The 18,459-nt window shown below is 69.4% G+C and carries 16 protein-coding genes and 1 tRNA gene; 12 read left to right on the top strand and 5 right to left on the bottom strand.

Annotated elements, in window-relative coordinates; genetic code table 11:
- The first annotated feature begins 77 nt into the window (after nucleotides 1-77).
- The 5 genes from ACFY1J_RS01235 (at nucleotide 78) to ACFY1J_RS01215 (ending at nucleotide 6,069) form a co-directional block, all read left to right on the top strand.
- A complete protein-coding gene (locus ACFY1J_RS01235; protein ID WP_390706739.1) occupies nucleotides 78-911 on the top strand; it encodes a siderophore-interacting protein in 834 nt (277 codons plus the stop codon).
- Nucleotides 912-1,045: 134 nt separating this feature from the next.
- On the top strand, nucleotides 1,046-2,512 hold the full coding sequence (gene desA / locus ACFY1J_RS01230) for a lysine decarboxylase DesA (protein ID WP_390730358.1): 1,467 nt from the start codon (nucleotides 1,046-1,048) through the stop codon (nucleotides 2,510-2,512).
- Nucleotides 2,496-3,782, top strand: coding sequence for a lysine N(6)-hydroxylase/L-ornithine N(5)-oxygenase family protein (locus ACFY1J_RS01225; protein WP_390706741.1), 1,287 nt, complete (start codon nucleotides 2,496-2,498; stop codon nucleotides 3,780-3,782). The genes desA and ACFY1J_RS01225 overlap by 17 nt, the downstream gene beginning before the upstream one ends.
- On the top strand, nucleotides 3,779-4,303 hold the full coding sequence (locus ACFY1J_RS01220; RefSeq protein ID WP_390706742.1) for a GNAT family N-acetyltransferase: 525 nt from the start codon (nucleotides 3,779-3,781) through the stop codon (nucleotides 4,301-4,303). Before ACFY1J_RS01225 ends, ACFY1J_RS01220 begins: the two co-directional genes overlap by 4 nt.
- A complete protein-coding gene (locus ACFY1J_RS01215) occupies nucleotides 4,300-6,069 on the top strand; it encodes an IucA/IucC family protein (RefSeq protein ID WP_390706743.1) in 1,770 nt (589 codons plus the stop codon). Before ACFY1J_RS01220 ends, ACFY1J_RS01215 begins: the two co-directional genes overlap by 4 nt.
- Before the next feature lie 65 nt (nucleotides 6,070-6,134).
- On the opposite strand, the gene ACFY1J_RS01210 is transcribed toward ACFY1J_RS01215, so the two are convergent.
- Entirely contained in the window at nucleotides 6,135-7,703 is a 1,569-nt protein-coding gene (locus ACFY1J_RS01210; RefSeq protein WP_390706744.1) for a beta-N-acetylhexosaminidase, read from the bottom strand.
- A 92-nt stretch (nucleotides 7,704-7,795) separates the two neighbouring features.
- Between ACFY1J_RS01210 and ACFY1J_RS01205 the strand changes: the two genes are divergently transcribed.
- Complete coding sequence (locus ACFY1J_RS01205; protein ID WP_390706745.1) at nucleotides 7,796-8,683, top strand: DUF4429 domain-containing protein; 888 nt, start codon at nucleotides 7,796-7,798, stop codon at nucleotides 8,681-8,683.
- A gap of 55 nt (nucleotides 8,684-8,738) precedes the next feature.
- On the opposite strand, the gene ACFY1J_RS01200 is transcribed toward ACFY1J_RS01205, so the two are convergent.
- Nucleotides 8,739-10,304: a purple acid phosphatase family protein gene (locus ACFY1J_RS01200; protein ID WP_390730357.1), complete on the bottom strand. Its 1,566-nt coding sequence runs from the start codon at nucleotides 10,302-10,304 to the stop codon at nucleotides 8,739-8,741.
- Between the two features lie 186 nt (nucleotides 10,305-10,490).
- Here ACFY1J_RS01200 and ACFY1J_RS01195 point away from each other — a divergent pair, with 186 nt between their 5' ends.
- Nucleotides 10,491-10,748: a hypothetical protein gene (locus ACFY1J_RS01195; protein WP_390706747.1), complete on the top strand. Its 258-nt coding sequence runs from the start codon at nucleotides 10,491-10,493 to the stop codon at nucleotides 10,746-10,748.
- A gap of 45 nt (nucleotides 10,749-10,793) precedes the next feature.
- On the top strand, nucleotides 10,794-12,611 hold the full coding sequence (glmS, locus tag ACFY1J_RS01190; protein ID WP_390730356.1) for a glutamine--fructose-6-phosphate transaminase (isomerizing): 1,818 nt from the start codon (nucleotides 10,794-10,796) through the stop codon (nucleotides 12,609-12,611).
- Between the two features lie 179 nt (nucleotides 12,612-12,790).
- Here glmS and ACFY1J_RS01185 read toward each other — a convergent pair whose 3' ends face one another.
- Nucleotides 12,791-13,354: a GPR1/FUN34/YaaH family transporter gene (locus ACFY1J_RS01185; RefSeq protein ID WP_390706749.1), complete on the bottom strand. Its 564-nt coding sequence runs from the start codon at nucleotides 13,352-13,354 to the stop codon at nucleotides 12,791-12,793.
- A 127-nt stretch (nucleotides 13,355-13,481) separates the two neighbouring features.
- Complete coding sequence (locus tag ACFY1J_RS01180; protein ID WP_263209035.1) at nucleotides 13,482-14,009, bottom strand: universal stress protein; 528 nt, start codon at nucleotides 14,007-14,009, stop codon at nucleotides 13,482-13,484.
- Nucleotides 14,010-14,361: 352 nt separating this feature from the next.
- Here ACFY1J_RS01180 and ACFY1J_RS01175 point away from each other — a divergent pair, with 352 nt between their 5' ends.
- From ACFY1J_RS01175 to ACFY1J_RS01160, 4 genes are all read left to right on the top strand, one after another.
- Nucleotides 14,362-14,619 carry a hypothetical protein gene (locus ACFY1J_RS01175; RefSeq protein WP_390706750.1) on the top strand — a complete coding sequence of 86 codons (258 nt, stop codon included), beginning with the start codon at nucleotides 14,362-14,364 and terminating at the stop codon, nucleotides 14,617-14,619.
- Between the two features lie 380 nt (nucleotides 14,620-14,999).
- Nucleotides 15,000-16,205, top strand: coding sequence for a helix-turn-helix domain-containing protein (locus ACFY1J_RS01170; protein ID WP_390706751.1), 1,206 nt, complete (start codon nucleotides 15,000-15,002; stop codon nucleotides 16,203-16,205).
- 165 nt (nucleotides 16,206-16,370) lie between these two features.
- Entirely contained in the window at nucleotides 16,371-16,973 is a 603-nt protein-coding gene (gene orn, locus ACFY1J_RS01165) for an oligoribonuclease (protein ID WP_390706752.1), read from the top strand.
- 117 nt (nucleotides 16,974-17,090) lie between these two features.
- A tRNA-His gene (locus ACFY1J_RS01160) sits at nucleotides 17,091-17,163 on the top strand.
- Between the two features lie 77 nt (nucleotides 17,164-17,240).
- Here the strand turns inward: ACFY1J_RS01160 and ACFY1J_RS01155 are convergent.
- Nucleotides 17,241-18,296 carry a LacI family DNA-binding transcriptional regulator gene (locus ACFY1J_RS01155; RefSeq protein ID WP_390706753.1) on the bottom strand — a complete coding sequence of 352 codons (1,056 nt, stop codon included), beginning with the start codon at nucleotides 18,294-18,296 and terminating at the stop codon, nucleotides 17,241-17,243.
- Between the last annotated feature and the right edge of the window lie 163 nt (nucleotides 18,297-18,459).

Raw genomic sequence — 18,459 nt, 5'->3', positions numbered from 1 at the left:
CATATCGACGCAGTCCCGCGCCCCTGGGTTGGCTGCACTTCCGCCCCTTGATCCCTGACGACACCTCAGGAGCACACATGACGACGGCCGTGGCCGCTCCGTTCCGTTTCTTCTCCCTCCGGGTCGTACGGACGAGGCGGCTCGGCCCGTCTCTGGTCCGGGTCACCTTCACCGGGTCCGATCTGCACGCGTTCCACTCCCACGGGCGGGACCAGTCCCTGTCCCTGTTCTTGCCGCACCCCGGCCAGACCGAGCCCGTCGTACCCCTCGACCTGGGTGACGGCTGGTGGCAGGCGTGGCGCGAACTGCCGGACGGCGTACGGGCGGTGATGCGCTCGTACACTCTGCGGGCCCTGCGCCGGGACCCCGACGAGGTGGACATCGACTTCGTGCTGCACAGCCCGTCGGGCCCCGCCTCGCACTGGGCCTCCCAAGCCTCCCCGGGTGACCGCGTCCTCCTCCTCGGCCCGGCGATCGCCGACAACCGCGCGATCCGCTTCCGCCCGCCCGAGGGGACCGATCTGGTGGTGATGTGGGGCGACGAGTCCGCCGTACCCGCCGTCTGCGCCACCCTGGAGACCCTGCCGGCCGGCACCCCGGTGCGCGTCTGGCTGGAGGTGAACCACGCCGCCGACATCCAGGACGTCGTCACCCAGGCGGACGCGGAGGTCACCTGGCTCGTGCGGGGCCCGAGCGGCACCGAGCGGTCCCCCATGGCCCTCGATGTCCTTCGCGACACCGAACTCCCGCCCGCCGAGCGGCCCTACGTCTGGATCGCGGGCGAGTCCGGATGCGTCAAGGCGTTGCGCCGGCACATCGTCGGCGAGCGCGGCATCGACCGCCGGTGCGTCACGTTCGTCGGCTACTGGCGACGTGGGTTGACGGAGGAGCAGCTCCGGGCGTCCGAGTAACTCCGGTCCACGTGACCGCGGTCACGGAAGGGGCAGCCCTCTCCTCAATTTAGGTTAGGCTAACCTAAGTTGAACCGCGGAGCTCCACTTCTCCCCCGTTCCCCGCACGGACCGTCCCCTCGGAGGACCCCCACATGCGCTCGCACCTGCTCAATGACCTCACCGCGGAGCACTACCGCCGCTCCGTGACCGAAGGAGTCGAGCGGGTGGCGGCCAAACTCGCCACCACCGACCGTCCGTTCACCGGCGTCACGGTCGACGCCCTGGCCCCCCGTATCGAGCGGATCGACCTCGACCGGCCGCTGCACGACACCACAGCCGTCCTGGACGAGCTGGAGGAGGTCTACCTCCGCGACGCGATCTACTTCCACCACCCCCGCTACCTCGCCCACCTCAACTGCCCGGTCGTCATCCCGGCGGTGCTCGGCGAGGCCGTCCTCTCCGCGGTCAACTCCTCGCTCGACACCTGGGACCAGTCGGCCGGCGGCACCCTCATCGAGCGCAGGCTCATCGACTGGACGGCCGACCGCATCGGCCTCGGCGCGGCCGCCGACGGCGTGTTCACCTCCGGCGGCACCCAGTCCAACCTCCAGGCGCTGATGCTGGCCCGCGAGGAGGCCAAGGCCGGGCAGGCAGGGTGGGAACATCCGGCCTCCCCCGCGAAACTGCGCATCTTCGCCTCCGAGGTCAGCCACTTCAGCGTGAAGAAGTCCGCGCAACTCCTCGGCCTCGGCCCGGACGCGGTGGTCACCGTCCCCGTCGACCACGACAAGCGTATGCAGACCGTCGCCCTCGCTCACGAGCTGGAGCGCTGCGCACAGGACGGACTGATTCCCATGGCCGTCGTCGCCACCGCCGGCACCACCGACTTCGGGTCCATCGACCCGCTGCCCGAGATCGCCGAGCTGTGTGCCCAGTACGGCGTGTGGATGCACGTCGACGCCGCCTACGGCTGCGGGCTGCTCGCCTCCCTCAAACACCGGGACCGCATCGACGGCATCGAGCGCGCCGACTCGGTCACCGTCGACTACCACAAGTCCTTCTTCCAGCCGGTGAGTTCCTCCGCCGTGCTGGTCCGTGACTCCGCCACGCTGCAGCACGCGACCTATCACGCGGAGTACCTCAACCCGCGCCGCATGGTGCGGGAGCGCATCCCCAACCAGGTCGACAAGTCCCTGCAGACGACCCGCCGCTTCGACGCGCTCAAACTGTGGATGACCCTGCGCGTGATGGGCGCCGACGGCATCGGCGAGCTGTTCGACGAGGTGTGCGACCTGGCCGCCGAGGGCTGGGAGCTGCTCGCCGCCGACCCGCGCTTCGACGTCGTCGTCCGGCCGTCCCTGTCCACCCTCGTCTTCCGCTGCATCCCGGCGGCCGTCACCGACCCGGCCGAGATCGACCGCGCCAACCTGTACGCCCGCAGGGCCCTGTTCGCCTCCGGCGACGCCGTGGTCGCGGGCACCAAGGTCGGCGGCCGCCACTACCTGAAGTTCACCCTTCTCAACCCCGAGACGCGGGCGACCGACATCGCCGCCGTCCTCGACCTGATCGCCGGCCACGCCGAGCAGTACCTGGGAGAGTCTCTTGACCGCGCGTCCTGAAGCCCCGAACAAGACCTACGACTTCGTGGGGATCGGGCTCGGCCCCTTCAACCTCGGCCTCGCCTGCCTCACCGAGCCGATCGCCGAGCTCGACGGGGTGTTCCTCGACTCGAAGCCCGACTTCGAGTGGCACGCCGGAATGTTCCTCGACGGCGCCCATCTCCAGACCCCGTTCATGTCGGACCTGGTCACCATGGCCGACCCGACGTCCCCGTACTCCTTCCTCAACTACCTGAAGGAGAAGGGGCGGCTGTACTCGTTCTACATCCGGGAGAACTTCTATCCGCTCAGGGTCGAGTACGACGACTACTGCCGCTGGGCCGCGGGCAAGCTGAGCAGCGTCCGCTTCGGCACGACGGTCACCGAGGTGACGTACGAGGACGATCTGTACGTCGTCCGCACCGAGGCCGGCGAGACCTTCCGGTCCCGTCGTCTGGTCCTCGGCACGGGTACGGTCCCCTTCGTGCCCGGGGTCTGCCGGGACCTGGACGGCGACTTCATCCACACCGCGCGGTACATGCCCCGCAAGGCGGAGCTGCAGGCGAAGAAGTCCATCACGATCGTCGGCAGCGGCCAGAGCGCCGCGGAGATCTACTACGAACTCCTCTCCGAGATCGACGTCCACGGCTATGAGCTCAACTGGGTCACCCGCTCCCCGCGGTTCTTCCCGCTGGAGTACACCAAGCTGACCCTGGAGTTGACCTCCCCGGACTACATCGACTACTTCCGCGCGCTGCCCGAGGAGACCCGCTACCGGCTGGAGAAGCGGCAGAAGGGCCTCTTCAAGGGCATCAACTCGGATCTGATCGACTCGATCTTCGACCTGCTCTACCAGAAGAACGTGGAGAGCGGCGACCGCCCGGTCCGCACCCGCCTGCTGACCAACTCCACGCTGACGACCGCCGCTCACGCGGACGGCGCGTACACCCTCGGCTTCCACCAGGACGAGCAGGGCAAGGACTTCGAGCTCCGCACCGAGGGCCTGGTGCTGGCCACCGGCTACCACTACGAGCCGCCGGCCTTCCTCGCCCCGGTCCACGACCGCCTCCGCTTCGACGGCCACGGCCGCTTCGACGTCGCCCGCAACTACGCGATCGACGTGACGGGCCGCGGGGTGTTCCTGCAGAACGCCGGCGTCCACACCCACAGCGTCACCAGCCCCGACCTGGGCATGGGCCCGTACCGCAACAGCTCCATCATCCGCGAGCTGCTCGGCACGGAGTACTACCCGGTCGAGAAGACGATCGCGTTCCAGGAGTTCGCCGTATGAGGTTCACCTTCCGCCCCCTCGACCCCCTCAAGGACGCCGAGCTGCTGCACGCCTGGGTCACGCATCCCAAGGCCGCCTTCTGGATGATGCGGGACGCGAAGCTGGAGGACGTCGAGCGCGCCTACATGGAGATCGCGGCCGACGAGCACCACCACGCCCTCCTCGGGCTGCTCGACGGGGAGCCGGCGTTCCTCATGGAGACGTACGACCCCGCCCATCGGGAGCTGGTCGGGCTGTACGAGCCCGAGCCGGGGGACGTCGGCATGCACTTCCTGGTGCCGCCGACGCAGACGCCCGTGCACGGCTTCACCAGGGCCGTCATCACCGCCGTGGTGGCGCACCTCTTCGAGGATCCGGCGACCGCCCGGATCGTCGTCGAGCCGGATGTGCGCAACAAGGCGGTGCACGCCCTGAACGAGGCCGTCGGGTTCGTGCCCGAGCGGGAGATCCGCAAGCCGGAGAAGCAGGCGCTGCTGAGCTTCTGCACGCGGGAGCGGTTCGAGCAGGCGGTGGCGGTATGAGCCCCGCCGACGCCGTGGCCCATCTGTCCCCCGAGCGCTGGGAGACGGCCAACCGTCTGCTCGTGCGCAAGGCGCTCGCCGAGTTCGCGCACGAGCGGCTCATCACGCCCCGGCAGGAAGGCGACGGGTACGTCGTCCACAGCGACGACGGCCTCACCCGCTACCGGTTCAAGGCCACCCGCCGTGCCCTCGACCACTGGCAGGTCGACGCCGACTCGATCACCCGCACCCGGGACGACGCCGAACTCCCGCTCGCGGCCCTGGACTTCTTCGTCGAGCTGAAGGACGCGCTGGGCCTGAGCGACGAGATCCTGCCGGTCTACCTGGAGGAGATCTCCTCCACCCTCTCCGGCACCTGCTACAAGCTCGGCAAGCCGCAGATCCCGGTGGCCGAGCTGGCACGGAGCGGCTTCCAGGCGATCGAGACCGGGATGACCGAGGGCCACCCGTGCTTCGTCGCCAACAACGGGCGGCTCGGCTTCGGCATCCATGAGTACCTGTCGTACGCCCCGGAGACCGCGAGCCCCGTCCGGCTGATCTGGCTCGCCGCGCACCGCTCGCGGGCGGCGTTCACGGCCGGTGCGGGCATCGAGTACGAGACCTTCGTACGGGAGGAGCTGGGCGCGGAGACGGTCGGGCGGTTCGACACGATCCTGCGCGAGCAGGGGCTCGACCCCGCCGACTATCTCCTCATACCCGTCCACCCCTGGCAGTGGTGGAACAAGCTCACCGTCACCTTCGCCGCCGAGGTCGCCCGCGGGCATCTCGTCTGCCTGGGCGAGGGCGACGACGAGTATCTGGCCCAGCAGTCCATCCGGACCTTCTTCAACCGCTCCCACCCCGAGAAGCACTATGTGAAGACGGCCCTGTCCGTCCTCAACATGGGCTTCATGCGCGGGCTCTCCGCCGCCTACATGGAGGCGACCCCGGCGATCAACGACTGGCTGGCCCGGCTGATCGACAACGACCCGGTGCTGAAGTCGACCGGGCTGTCGATCATCCGGGAGCGCGCGGCCGTCGGCTACCGGCATCTGGAGTACGAGGCGGCGACCGACCGGTACTCGCCGTACCGCAAGATGCTGGCCGCGCTGTGGCGCGAGAGCCCGGTTCCGTCCCTCCAGGAGGGCGAGTCGCTCGCCACCATGGCCTGTCTGGTCCATGTGGACCACGAGGGCGCGTCCTTCGCCGGCGCCCTGATCGAGCGGTCCGGGCTGACGCCCGCCGAGTGGCTGCGCCAGTACCTGCGGGCGTACTACACGCCCCTGCTGCACAGCTTCTACGCCTACGACCTGGCCTATATGCCGCACGGCGAGAACGTGATCCTGGTCCTGAAGGACGGCGTGGTCCGGCGCGCGATCTACAAGGACATCGCCGAGGAGATCGTGGTGATGGACCCGGACGCGGTGCTGCCGCCCGAGGTGCGGCGGATCCGGGTCGAGGTGCCGGAGGACACGAAGCTGCTGTCGGTCTTCACGGACGTCTTCGACTGCTTCTTCCGCTTCCTCGCGGCGAACCTCGCCACCGAGGGGATCCTGGCGGAGGACGACTTCTGGCGTACGGTCGCGGAGGTCACCCGCGAGTATCAGGAGTCGGCGCCGGAACTCGCCGACAAGTTCCGGCAGTACGACCTGTTCGCTCCGGAGTTCGCGCTGTCGTGCCTCAACCGGCTCCAGTTGCGCGACAACCGGCAGATGGTGGATCTCGCGGATCCCTCCGGCGCGCTCCAGCTCGTCGGCACTCTGCGCAATCCCCTCGCGGGGCGGTAGGAAGGCCCTCACGAACCGGCGGGCACCCCGGAGTACGGTCCTCCGGGGTGCCCGTCAGTCTTCTCTCAACTCGTCGGCCAGGGTACCTGGGGAGACTTGTAGTACTTGATGCCGAGTGCGTCCCAGCGCGGCCCCTGCGCGGCCAGCCGCACCTTGTAGGCGTCCCAGCCGTGCGTGGCCGCGGGTGACCAGCCCAGCTCGGCGGCCCCCGCGAGCCGTGGGAAGGCCATGTACTCGATGGCGGCGGAGTCGGTGATGGTCTCGGTCCACAGCGGGGCCTCCACGCCCCGCACGGCCGACGCGGGGGCTCCGGCGAGGTAGTCGCCCGGATCCCAGTCGTACGACCGCTTCACCTCGACCAGGCCGGCCCAGTCCTGGCCCAGCGGGGTGTCCTCGGTGTACTTCATGTCGAGGTAGATCCGGTCGGCCGGGGACAGGATCAGCCCGGTCCCGTTCCGCGCGGCCTTGGCGACCTGGGCCTTCTCCTCGGCGCTGGTGTCGTCCAGGCCCCAGTACTGGGCCAGGGCGCCCGGGGCGGGCCTCGCTCCGGTCAGCTGGTGCCAGCCGATCACCGTCTTGCCGTACTTGGCGACGACGGGCTGCACCTTGTCCATGAAGGCCACGTAGTCGGCGTGGCTGGTGGAGTGCGCCTCGTCGCCGCCGATGTGGAGATAGCGGCCCGGGGTGAGCGCGGCCAGTTCGCGGACGACGTCGTCCACGAAGTCGTAGGTGATCTTCTTCGGCACGCACAGTGTGCTGAAGCCGACGTCGGTGCCGGTGTAGAGCGGGGGCGCGACGCCGTCGCAGTTCAGGTCGGCGTACGAGGCGAGGGCCGCGTTGGTGTGGCCGGGCAGGTCTATCTCGGGGACGACTTCGAGATAGCGGGAGGCGGCGTAGCGGACGATCTCCCGGTAGTCGGCCTTGGTGTAGTGGCCGCCGGGGCCGCCGCCGACCTGGGTTGAGCCGCCGTAAGCGGCAAGGCGCGGCCAGGAGTCGATCGCGATGCGCCAGCCCTGGTCGTCGCTGAGGTGCAGATGCAGCTTGTTGATCTTGTAGAGGGCGAGTTCGTCGATGTAGCGCTTGACCTGGGCGACGGTGAAGAAGTGCCGGGACACATCGAGCATGGCGCCCCGGTAGGCATAGCGCGGCGAGTCCTGGACGGTGCCGCCGGCGACCAGCCAGGGGCCGGGCTGTACGGACTTCTTCTCCACGGCCGCGGGCAGCAGCTGGCGCAGGGTCTGGACGCCGTGGAAGAGACCGGCGGGTGCGCTCGCGGTGATGGTGACGCCGCCGCGGCCGCTGTCGAGGCGGTAGCCCTCCGCGCCGAACACGCCCTTGGTGAGGAGGAGTCGGATGCCGCCGTGTCCGTTCGCCGTCACCGGGAGCGGATAGCCGGTGGAGGGCCGCAGGACGGCGGCCAGGTATTCGCCGACCCGCCGGGCCTCGCCGGAGCCGGTGACGCTGATGCGGGTGCCACGGGTGATGCGGTACGGGGATCCGCCCGGGGTGACCGACGCGGGTGCCGGCACCACCCGGTCGAGCGGGGTGGGGGTGGCTCTCGCCGACGGTGCCGCGCCGACGGTGAAGGCGCCGGCCGCGGCCACGAGGAGCAGGGATCCGAGGATGCGGGCCATACGGGGAGTCGTTCTGGGGTGCCGTCTCACATGCGCTCCCTTCGAAATTGGTAGAGACCACCCTCTCGCAGAACCGATGAAACAATCCCCTCATGGCGGAAATCATCCAGAAGGACGGCACGTGGGCCTTCGACGCCGACGCCCTTCGACTGACCCCGGGCCGGGACAAGAACGTGGGTCTGCTGCGCAGGACCCTGGGGGAACTCGTGGTCCCTCTGGGGGCGTTGGCCGGTATCTCGTTCGAGCAGGGGAAGAAGTCGGGGCGGCTGCGACTGCGGCTGCGCGACGGCGCCGACCCGCTGCTGCACGCGACCGGCGGCCGCCTCGCCGAGCCCAACGACCCCTACCAGCTGACGGTCGAGTCCGATCGCTACGGAGTCGCCGAGTACTTCGTGGACGAGGTGCGCAACGCCCTGCTTCTGGACCAGGTTCCGGCCGATCCGGTGACCGAGTATCTGCTGCCCGGCCCGTCCGTTCCGCTCTCCGTCTCCGCCGGGGACGGCACGGCGGGCTTCGACGGCGAGCAGGTACGCCTGGAGTGGAACTGGAAGACCGAGGACGCCAAGGCCGCGGCGGGCGCCCGGACGCTCGCCGTCACCGAGATCGACGCGGTGGAGTGGCAACCCGCGGCGGGCCTGGAGAACGGCCATCTGCGCTTCACGGTGCGGGGCGCGCCGACCAAGGCACCGCCGAAGTACGACCCCAACTCCGTGGAGCTGTGGGGCTTCAAGAAGGACCCGCTGATGGCGCTGGTCGCGGCGGCCGTGCAGGCGCGGCTGCCGCACCCCTCGGCCGCCGCCGTACCGGAGGTGCGGCCGCGGCTGCACGAGGTCCCGCAGCAGCGGACCGCGCCCACGATCGAGGACGACCACGACGCGCTGCTGCGGCGGCTGCGTGAGCTGGGCGAGCTGCACCGCACGGGCGTCCTGACGGACGAGGAGTTCGCCCTGGCCAAGCAGGCGATCCTCAAGCGCATGTGAGGACCGCCCGCCCGCCGTGTCCGGGTGCGCCCCCGCCGTCGGGGCGCGGCCGCGGCTACTTCGCCCGGCGTGCCACCGTGAAGTGGTCGATCCGGTCACCGGTCTCGGCGATGCCCGAGACCTTCAGGGTGGTGTAGCGGCCCTTCGGCGCGGGGGCGACGTCCACGCGCAGGAAGGAGTAGTTGAGGTAGCGGACGCGGGACCAGGTGACGGTCTCGTTCTGCTTGCCGTCCTTGAGGCAGATGAACGAGGCGACGGAGTCCACCTCGTGCTCGTGGCCCTCGTAGGAGTCCGGGGCGGTGAAGGCGTACAGGCTGCGGCCGGCCGCGCCCGCCGTCACGTAGACCACGCCCTCGGTGTCCGAGTACGCCGTGCCGCCGATCGGCAGCTTCTTGGTGACCTCGTTGCCCTTGATGACGTCCGTGCGCTCGTACTGGTGGTTGTGGCCGTTGATGACGAGGTCGACCTGGTACTTGTCGAACAGCGGCACCCACTCCTGGCGCACACCCCCCTCCGAGGCGTGCGCGGTGGAGGTGCAGTAGGCGCAGTGGTGGAAGAACACGATGATGAAGTCGATGTCCTTCGAGGCGCGGAACTTCTTCAGCTGCGCCTCGAACCATGTCGTCTGAGTACCGCCCGAAATGCCCAGGTTCGCCGGGATCTCGAAGGAGACGTCGTTGGGGTCCAGCGAGACGATCGCCGTGTTGCCGTAGACGAAGGAGTAGACGCCCGGAAGGTTCTTCGGGTCCGGACCGTTGTCCGGGAGCGTCCAGCGGGCCTCCTCGCCGCCGTAGCCGTTGGGCGAGTACCAGGCCTCCATGTCGTGGTTGCCGTAGCTGACCATCCACGGGATCTGCTTGGCGACCGACTCGGTCTGGTACAGGAACTGGTCCCAGGTGCGCGAGTCGAAGCCGGTGTCGGTGGTCTTGCCCTGGCCGGCCGGGTCGCCGTAGGCGATGTCGCCGGCGTGCAGATGGAAGGCCGGGTTCTGACCAAGGATCAGGCTGTCGTTGGCCAGGGCGTGGTAGCTGACGCCCTGGTCGCCGAAGGCCGTGAAGGTGAACGGCTGCTCGCGGTCGGGGGCGGTGGTGAAGGTGCCCAGGGTGCCGGCGAGGTGCCGCTCGGCCGGGTCGAAGCCCTGGTGGCCGACGCCGTAGTAGTAGGTCTTGCCGGGGCGCAGGTGGGTGAGCCTGGCGTGCAGGTAGTACTGCGTGTGGTCACCGCTCGCGCCGACACCGGCCGGGGTGTAGAGGGTGCGGACCTCGGCCTCGATCTTGCGGGAGAGGTCCCAGGGGTGGGCGCCGATGCGGATGAACGGCTTCTTCACGGCGACCGGGACCTGCCACGAGATGGTCATCTCGGTGCGCGGGTCGTTGCCGTAGGCGAGGTGGCGGCCGAAGGGGGCGACAAGGGCGCCGTCGACCATCTCGGTGGCCGGGGCGGCGGACTGGGTCGGAACGGCGGCCTGGGCGGTCCCGCCCGGGATGAACGCGCCACCCGTGACGGCGCCGAGCGTGACGGCACCGCCTCTGATCATCGTGCGCCGCGAGAATCTGGCGCGCAGATATTCGTGCTGCTCGGCCATGCTCATGCGCTCGGCCAGCTTCTCGGGTACTCCCATACGAGGAATGTCCATGGCGTCTGAAACTCGTCTCCAGAGGCGACGAGACGCAAGACACAGGATGGACAGATCACGAACAGGGATCCATGAGAGATTCAATGTTCGTCCAAGGATTTTCAACACCTCCGTGCCCGCAATCGGGCAGGATTCTTGCGAAACCGGCGCCGGTGGCTCAGGATCTACCGGGTGCACGACGAACTTGTTGATCACCTGACGCGGTCCACGCCCCTGAGCCGGGGCGAGGCGCTGCGTGTGGTCCAGGACGTGCTCGCCTACTTCGACGAGACGACCGAGGACTTCGTCCGTCGCCGCCATCGCGAGCTGCAGGCCCAGGGCCTGGTGAACGCGACGATCTTCGAACGGATCGAGGCGGACCTGAGGTACCGGGCGGTGGCGCCGCCGGAGCTCACGCTCAGACAGCTGCGCCGCATGGTCTACGGCTGAGAACCAGCCGGAACAACAGAACGACAGGCTGAGGGATACCTATATATGTGCGGAATTGTCGGATACATCGGGAAGCGTGACGTGGCCCCGCTGCTCCTGGAGGGCCTGCAGCGCCTGGAGTACCGCGGCTACGACTCCGCGGGCATCGTCGTCACCTCCCCGAAGACGGCCGGCCTGAAGATGGTCAAGGCCAAGGGGCGGGTCCGCGACCTGGAGGCCAAGGTCCCGGCGCGCTTCAAGGGCACCACCGGTATCGCCCACACCCGCTGGGCCACCCACGGCGCCCCGTCCGACGTGAACGCCCACCCGCACATGTCGGCCGACCAGAAGGTCGCCGTCGTGCACAACGGCATCATCGACAACGCCGCCGACCTGCGCCGCAAGCTGGAGGCGGACGGCGTCGAGTTCCTCTCCGAGACCGACACCGAGGTCCTCGTCCATCTGATCGCCCGCTCCCAGGCGGAGTCCCTGGAGGAGAAGGTCCGCCAGGCGCTCCGGGTCGTCGAGGGCACGTACGGCATCGCCGTCATGCACGCCGACTTCTCGGACCGCATCGTGGTGGCTCGAAACGGCTCCCCGGTCGTCCTCGGCATCGGCGAGAAGGAGATGTTCGTCGCATCGGACATCGCCGCGCTGGTCACCCACACCCGCCAGATAGTCACGCTCGACGACGGCGAGATGGCCACCCTCAAGGCCGATGACTTCCGCACGTACACCACCGAGGGCACCCGCACCACGGCCGAGCCGACCACCGTGGAGTGGGAGGCCGCCTCCTACGACATGGGCGGCCACGACACCTACATGCACAAGGAGATCCACGAGCAGGCCGACGCCGTGGACCGCGTGCTGCGCGGCCGCATCGACGACCGCTTCTCCACCGTGCACCTCGGCGGCCTGAACCTGGACGCCCGCGAGGCGCGCCGGATCCGCCGGGTGAAGATCCTCGGCTGCGGCACCTCGTACCACGCGGGCATGATCGGCGCCCAGCTGATCGAGGAGCTCGCCCGCATCCCCGCGGACGCCGAGCCCGCCTCCGAGTTCCGCTACCGCAACGCGGTGGTGGACCCCGACACGCTGTACATCGCGGTGTCGCAGTCCGGTGAGACCTACGACGTGCTGGCCGCCGTCCAGGAACTGAAGCGCAAGGGCGCCCGGGTGCTCGGCGTGGTCAACGTGGTCGGCTCGGCGATCGCCCGCGAGGCGGACGGCGGCATCTACGTGCACGCCGGTCCCGAGGTCTGCGTGGTCTCGACGAAGTGCTTCACCAACACCACGGTCGCCTTCGCCCTGCTCGCCCTGCACCTCGGCCGCACCCGTGACCTCTCGGTCAGCGACGGCAAGCGGATCATCGAGGGCCTGCGGAAGCTGCCGGCCCAGATCTCCGAGATCCTCAAGCAGGAGGACGAGGTCAAGCAGCTGGCCGAGGAGTACGCCGAGGCCCGCTCGATGCTCTTCATCGGCCGCGTGCGGGGTTACCCGGTGGCCCGCGAGGCCTCCCTGAAGCTCAAGGAGATCACCTACATCCACGCCGAGGCCTACCCGGCCTCCGAGCTGAAGCACGGCCCGCTCGCCCTGATCGAGCCCGCCCTGCCGACGGTCGCGATCGTCCCGGACGACGACCTACTGGAGAAGAACCGCGCGGCCCTGGAGGAGATCAAGGCCCGCAGCGGCAAGATCCTCGCGGTGGCCCACCAGGAGCAGGAGAAGGCCGACAAGACGATCGTCGTCCCGAAGAACGAGGACGAACTGGACCCGATCCTGATGGGCATCCCCCTCCAGCTCCTCGCGTACCACACGGCAAAGATCCTGGGCAGGGACATCGACAAGCCGAGGAACCTCGCGAAGTCGGTGACGGTGGAGTAAAGCGCCCCTGAGGGGCGCGGGGCCGCATCGATGTGCGGCTCCGCCGCGTGGGCGCGACCAGCCCCCACGCACCTGCACAGGCCATGGAACCGAACGGACCCCCACGTGTTGCCACCTCACACGGGGGGGTCCGCTCATACAACGCCGGGGACGCCCAACTCCCCGGCATGGCTGCCGAATTAGCCGGTGGCCGTCACTCCCCGGCCGGCAGCGCGCCTAGGAAGTGCGGTCGGCCAGTGGGCAAGCGCCGCTGTGGCCGCGTACCACGCAACGGCACCCGCGGCCACGCCGACCCAGCCGCCGGCTTTGGTGAGAGCCGAACTGTCCGCGAACCGGGCCACGGCCAGGACGAGCATCGACAGGAACAGCAGCCCGTGCATGCCCTGACCGAGCATGTCACCGCCCGCGAGGGTCAACGAGAGCGCCACGAGGGCGAACAGGAGCAGGAAGAGCCCGGCGGCGTTGTCGGACATCTGGTTCCCGGCCGAGACCGCCCAGGTGAACCAGAGTGCGCCTAGCGCCGAGAAGGCCGTACCGGTGGCGTTGCCGCGGTCGCGGAACGCCAGCAGACCGGCGACGAAGAGTGCAACGCCGCCTACGTAGTGGGCCAGTGAGACGGCGTCGGTCGCCGTCACGCCGTCGATCACATCGGTGTATCCGAGTCCGAACGCCAACAGGGTGATTCCGAGGGCGAGTCGACCGACGACAGTGGTGGTGCTTCCCGCAGAGACGTCGTTGTCCACGGCGGGCTCCCTTCATGCATGTGCAGTTGTGCGGTGACCGATATATGCCCTTCACAAGGGCACAAACACATCTACGCGCGAGTAGATTCAGGCACGGCACAAAGGGAGTTGACGGTGCGTGAAGCGGTTACGGAATGACCACCACGGGCCGCTTCGCCCGCTTGGCGAGCCGTCCGGCGACGGAGCCGAAGATCCGGCCGACGATGCCGTGGGTGGACCCGACGACGATCGCGTCGGCCTCGTACTCCCGCCCGACCTCTTCGAGTTCGTGGCAGATGTCACCGCCGCGCTCGACGAGGATCCACGGCACCTCGGACAGATAGTCCGCACAGGCGAGTTCCAGCCCCAGCACCTCGGTGCGGTGGTCCGGTACGTCGACGAAGACGGGTGGCTCGCAGCCGGCCCACACCGTGGTGGGCAGCCGGTTGGCGACATGAACGATGATCAGACCCGACCCGGAGCGATGGGCCATGCCGATCGCGTAGGCCAGGGCGCGCTCGCTCGACGTGGAGCCGTCGAAACCGACGACCACGCCGTGCTTGAAAGCTGGGTCGCAGGATGGACGTGACTCTTCCGCCGCCAGGGGCTCGTCCGCCGTGGGGTCGGCGACGTTCCGCTTGCGGTCCGCGGGTTCGAAGAATTCGTGACCGGCCATGAGTGTCTCGGCGTTTAGATCCTCGTGGGTGGGACGACAGTGTGCGGCGGAGCCGTGTCCGGGAAACATCTTCCCAACCCCATACCCCCAAGGGTACGGCGGCACGCCTCCTTAGCCCAGAGCCCGTGCACGCTCCGTAGGGGATCCCTCGAAGCCCGGTAGGGGTTCACCGGAGCATGCACGAGCCGCGCCCGTAACGCAATGGTTGCTGCCCCGTACAGGCGGTTTGCACAGGATTCAAACAACTGCGCTCCGTCCGACGGGTACACACAGTGACCGACGGATCGAACGCGCGTTGACTCCATTGAGTCACCGCCCGAGCACCGCCCCGGGCAGACGCAGGGAGAGCGACATGTCCGGACCGCGCCCCACCACCGAACGGCGTCCCGCGCCGGACACCGTGAGCGAACTGGTCCGCTGGGCGGCCTTCAGCTGCGTCCTCGTCCCGGTGGTGCTTCTCTGGTACGGCACCTCGCTCGCCGGCGCCACCGGCACCGCGCTCGGCCTCGCCGCCCTCACCGGTGCCTGCCGTTTCCTGCTGCGCCACTCCGAACGCTGTGCGTCCCACAGAGGCGGACGTCACAGCAAGCCGAATACACCGGTCGACTGACCGGTTTCCGCGCACACCGACGTATCTTTTCAGCCAACTTCTGGACACTGTGCAAGAGGTGCCCCAACCACCCCCCAACCCCCGTTCCACCTGCACGGAAAGGGTCCAGGAGGCCCTGCGCACCCTACGCGCTTTGGCCACTGCGACGAGGCGCACTTCCCCGCACGGCCCACGAGTGCAACGCTTCGTGATCGAATGCTTCACGCCAAGTTGTCATGTCGACAATGTGCCGAGTGTCTACCTGGGTCACCGCGACCGCGCGGGACCCAGTAGATTCGATCTTGACTTTCTTTACGGCGGGGGACTCGTGCAGGACCGAGGGGAAACGTGCAGGAGCGACACAACCGAGGAGCCGCGACCACCGAGGGGGGCTTAGCAGGATGAGCCACGACTCCACTGCCGCGCCGGAAGCCGCGGCCCGGAAGCTTTCCGGGCGACGCCGCAAGGAGATCGTCGCGGTGCTGCTGTTCAGCGGCGGCCCCATTTTCGAGAGCTCCATACCGCTTTCGGTGTTCGGTATCGACCGCCAGGACGCCGGAGTGCCGCGCTACCGACTGCTGGTGTGCGGAGGTGAGGAAGGCCCGCTGCGGACCACAGGGGGACTCGAACTCACCGCGCCGCACGGCCTGGAGGCGATCTCGCGGGCGGGCACCGTCGTGGTGCCGGCCTGGCGCTCGATCACCTCTCCGCCACCGGAGGAGGCGCTGGACTCGCTGCGCCGAGCCCACGAGGAGGGGGCCCGCATCGTCGGGCTGTGCACGGGCGCCTTCGTGCTGGCCGCCGCCGGCCTGCTGGACGGCCGCCCGGCGACCACGCACTGGATGTACGCACCGACGCTGGCCAAGCGCTATCCGTCGGTGCACGTCGATCCGCGTGAGCTGTTCGTCGACGACGGCGACGTCCTGACATCGGCGGGTACGGCGGCCGGGATCGACCTGTGTCTGCACATCGTGCGGAGCGACCACGGCAACGAGGCGGCCGGTGCGCTGGCCCGCCGGCTGGTGGTCCCGCCGCGCCGGAGCGGCGGTCAGGAGCGCTACCTCGATCGGTCTTTACCCGAAGAGATCGGCGCCGACCCGCTCGCGGAGGTCGTCGCCTGGGCGCTGGAGCACCTGCACGAGCAGTTCGACGTGGAGACGCTGGCGGCACGCGCGTACATGAGCAGGCGGACATTCGACCGACGCTTCCGCTCGCTCACCGGCAGCGCCCCGCTCCAGTGGCTGATCACCCAGCGGGTGCTGCAGGCGCAGCGTCTGCTGGAGACGTCGGACTACTCGGTCGACGAGGTCGCGGGCCGCTGCGGCTTCCGCTCGCCGGTGGCCCTGCGCGGCCACTTCCGCCGCCAGCTGGGCTCGTCCCCGGCGGCGTACCGCGCCGCGTACCGGGCGCGCCGGCCGCAGGGCGACAAGCCGGGCGAGGGCGAGCCGGTGATGCCTCCGGCCGGGCCGACGGGCGCACTGCCGCCCGGGCCGGTGGGACCGGCGCCCGCGCTGCTGCATCCGGAGAGCGCGGTGCCGATGCAGACACGGCGCACGGCCGCACTGGGTCTGTCGGCGAGCCTGCCGGGACCGAGAAGCGGTAGCTGAGAAAAGAGGAAGGGTCCGGGACGAGCCCGGACCCTTCCTCTTTTCTCGTTCCCGTCCTCTTTTGCCGTTCCCGGACGTCACACCGGCACCATGGACCGTCCCACGCCACAGCAACCCCTTGCACGGCAGGCCCGTGGAGCGCATACGCGCCGTAAGGTTAGACACATGAACGATCGCATGGTGTGGATCGACTGCGAGATGACCGGTCTCTCGCTGTCCGACGACGCGCTCATCGAGGTGGCCGCGCTGGTCACCGACTCCGAGCTGAACGTACTCGGCGAGGGGGTGGACATCGTGATCCGCCCGCCCGCCAAGGCCCTGGAGACCATGCCGGACGTGGTGCGGCAGATGCACACCGCCTCCGGTCTGCTCGACGAACTGGCCGGCGGCACGACGCTGGTCGAGGCCGAGGAACAGGTCCTGGCGTACGTACGCGAGCACGTCAAGGAACCGGGCAAGGCCCCGCTGTGCGGCAACTCCGTCGGTACGGACCGCGGCTTCCTGCTGCGGGACATGCCGACGCTGGAGGACTACCTCCACTACCGGATCGTGGACGTCTCAAGCATCAAGGAGCTCGCCCGCCGCTGGTACCCGCGCGCCTACTTCAACAGCCCGGAGAAGAACGGCAACCACCGGGCGCTCGCCGACATCCGCGAGTCCATCGCGGAGCTCAGGTACTACCGGGAGGCGATCTTCGTACCGCAGCCCGGACCCGACTCGGAGACCGCCAAGGCCATCGCCGGAAAGCACGTCCTGCCTGCGCAGTAGGCGCCGGCGGGGGCCGCAAGGGGGCCGCCGCGAAAAGCCGTGCGCGAGCACCCCTTCGGACCCTGTACACTTTTTCTCGGCCGGTCGGGGAAACCACCAAGTGAACCGCCGGTCATGGTGGGTGTAGCTCAGCTGGTAGAGCACCTGGTTGTGGTCCAGGATGCCGCGGGTTCGAGTCCCGTCACTCACCCTGAGTAATCAGCCGGTGACCTCGTCGTAAGACGGGTCACCGGCTGATTCGTTTGCCCGTGTCCGAGCGATGCCTTCCTAGGACGACGTACGCGTCACCAGTTCCGTCGGCAGCACCAGGTGCCGGCGCTCCAGCCCCCGGGACGCGGCCGGGCGGCGGTCCGCGATCTCAGTCAGGAGCAGGTCCAGCATCGCGCGGCCCATCTCCACGATGGGCTGGCGGACGCTGGTGAGCGGCGGGTCCATGTGGCGGGCGATCGCCGAGTCGTCGTACCCGACCAGGGCCACGTCCTCGGGGATGCGGCGGCCCTGCTCGCGCAGCACCTGGCGGGCGCCGGCCGCCGTCACGTCCGAGCCGGCGAAGACCGCGTCCAGGCCGGGAGTGCGCGCAAGGAGCTTCGTCATCGCACGGCGGCCGCCCTCCTCGGTGAAGTCGCCGGGCTCGATGAGCCGTTCGTCGACCTCGTGGCCCGCGTCGCGCAGGGCGTCACGGTAGCCGTCCACGCGCCGCTGGGCGCCGTACACGTCCAGGCGGCCCGTGATGTGGGCGATCGTACGGCGGCCGCCGGCGAGCAGGTGCTCGACGGCCGAGCGGCCGCCGCCGTAGTTGTCCGAGTCCACCGAGGTCAGCGTCTCCCTCGCCGAGCGGGGGCCGCTGATCACCGCCGGGATCTCCAGCTGGGACAGCAGATCCGGGAGCGGGTCGTCCGCGTGGACCGAGACCAGCAGGACGCCGTCCACCCGGTGCGCGGCCAGATACTGGGCGAGCCGCTGCCGCTCCCGGTCGCTGCCGGCGAAGATCAGCAGCAACTGCATCTCGGTGTCGGCCAGTTCGGCGCCGACACCGCGCAGCATGTCCGAGAAGTACGGCTCCGCGAAGAACCGGGTCTCCGGCTCGGGGACGACCAGGGCGATCGCGTCCGTGCGGTTGGCGGCCAGAGCGCGGGCCGCGGTGTTCGGGACGTATCCGAGTTCCTCGACCGCCGCCTCGACGGCCGCGCGGGTGGCCTCGCTGACCCGGGGCGAGCCGTTGATCACCCGGGAGACCGTGCCGCGGCCGACGCCGGCGCGGGCGGCGACCTCTTCGAGGGTGGGCCGACCACCGCTGCGCCCCCGTGTTCCGTGGCTTGCCATGGGCCCCGCCTCCCTCGACGTTCATGTCGCTGGCCTGGAATCTAACAGTCCCGTGCGCCGGGGGTGACCGCCGCCGGGCGCGGGCCTCGTGCTGACCCCGGCAGCCTCCCCCGCGAGCGCCGGGCGCGCCGAATTGTCCTGACCTCGTCTGCCCTTCGGCCGC

The sequence above is a fragment of the Streptomyces sp. NPDC001406 genome (genome assembly GCF_042895285.1).
In the GTDB taxonomy this organism is placed as follows: Bacteria; Actinomycetota; Actinomycetes; order Streptomycetales; family Streptomycetaceae; genus Streptomyces.
This window is presented reverse-complemented; position numbering and strand designations above follow the sequence as displayed.

Excerpts from the sequence above, each read along its gene's own strand:
- desA (WP_390730358.1), top strand. The coding sequence starts at position 1,046 with ATGCGCTCGCACCTGCTCAATGACCTCACCGCGGAGCACTACCGCCGC.
- glmS (WP_390730356.1), top strand. The coding sequence starts at position 10,794 with ATGTGCGGAATTGTCGGATACATCGGGAAGCGTGACGTGGCCCCGCTG.
- ACFY1J_RS01180 (WP_263209035.1), bottom strand. The coding sequence starts at position 14,009 with ATGGCCGGTCACGAATTCTTCGAACCCGCGGACCGCAAGCGGAACGTC.
- ACFY1J_RS01200 (WP_390730357.1), bottom strand. The coding sequence starts at position 10,304 with ATGGGAGTACCCGAGAAGCTGGCCGAGCGCATGAGCATGGCCGAGCAG.
- ACFY1J_RS01215 (WP_390706743.1), top strand. The coding sequence starts at position 4,300 with ATGAGCCCCGCCGACGCCGTGGCCCATCTGTCCCCCGAGCGCTGGGAG.
- ACFY1J_RS01155 (WP_390706753.1), bottom strand. The coding sequence starts at position 18,296 with ATGGCAAGCCACGGAACACGGGGGCGCAGCGGTGGTCGGCCCACCCTC.
- orn (WP_390706752.1), top strand. The coding sequence starts at position 16,371 with ATGAACGATCGCATGGTGTGGATCGACTGCGAGATGACCGGTCTCTCG.
- ACFY1J_RS01175 (WP_390706750.1), top strand. The coding sequence starts at position 14,362 with ATGTCCGGACCGCGCCCCACCACCGAACGGCGTCCCGCGCCGGACACC.
- ACFY1J_RS01235 (WP_390706739.1), top strand. The coding sequence starts at position 78 with ATGACGACGGCCGTGGCCGCTCCGTTCCGTTTCTTCTCCCTCCGGGTC.
- ACFY1J_RS01210 (WP_390706744.1), bottom strand. The coding sequence starts at position 7,703 with ATGGCCCGCATCCTCGGATCCCTGCTCCTCGTGGCCGCGGCCGGCGCC.
- ACFY1J_RS01220 (WP_390706742.1), top strand. The coding sequence starts at position 3,779 with ATGAGGTTCACCTTCCGCCCCCTCGACCCCCTCAAGGACGCCGAGCTG.
- ACFY1J_RS01205 (WP_390706745.1), top strand. The coding sequence starts at position 7,796 with ATGGCGGAAATCATCCAGAAGGACGGCACGTGGGCCTTCGACGCCGAC.
- ACFY1J_RS01170 (WP_390706751.1), top strand. The coding sequence starts at position 15,000 with ATGAGCCACGACTCCACTGCCGCGCCGGAAGCCGCGGCCCGGAAGCTT.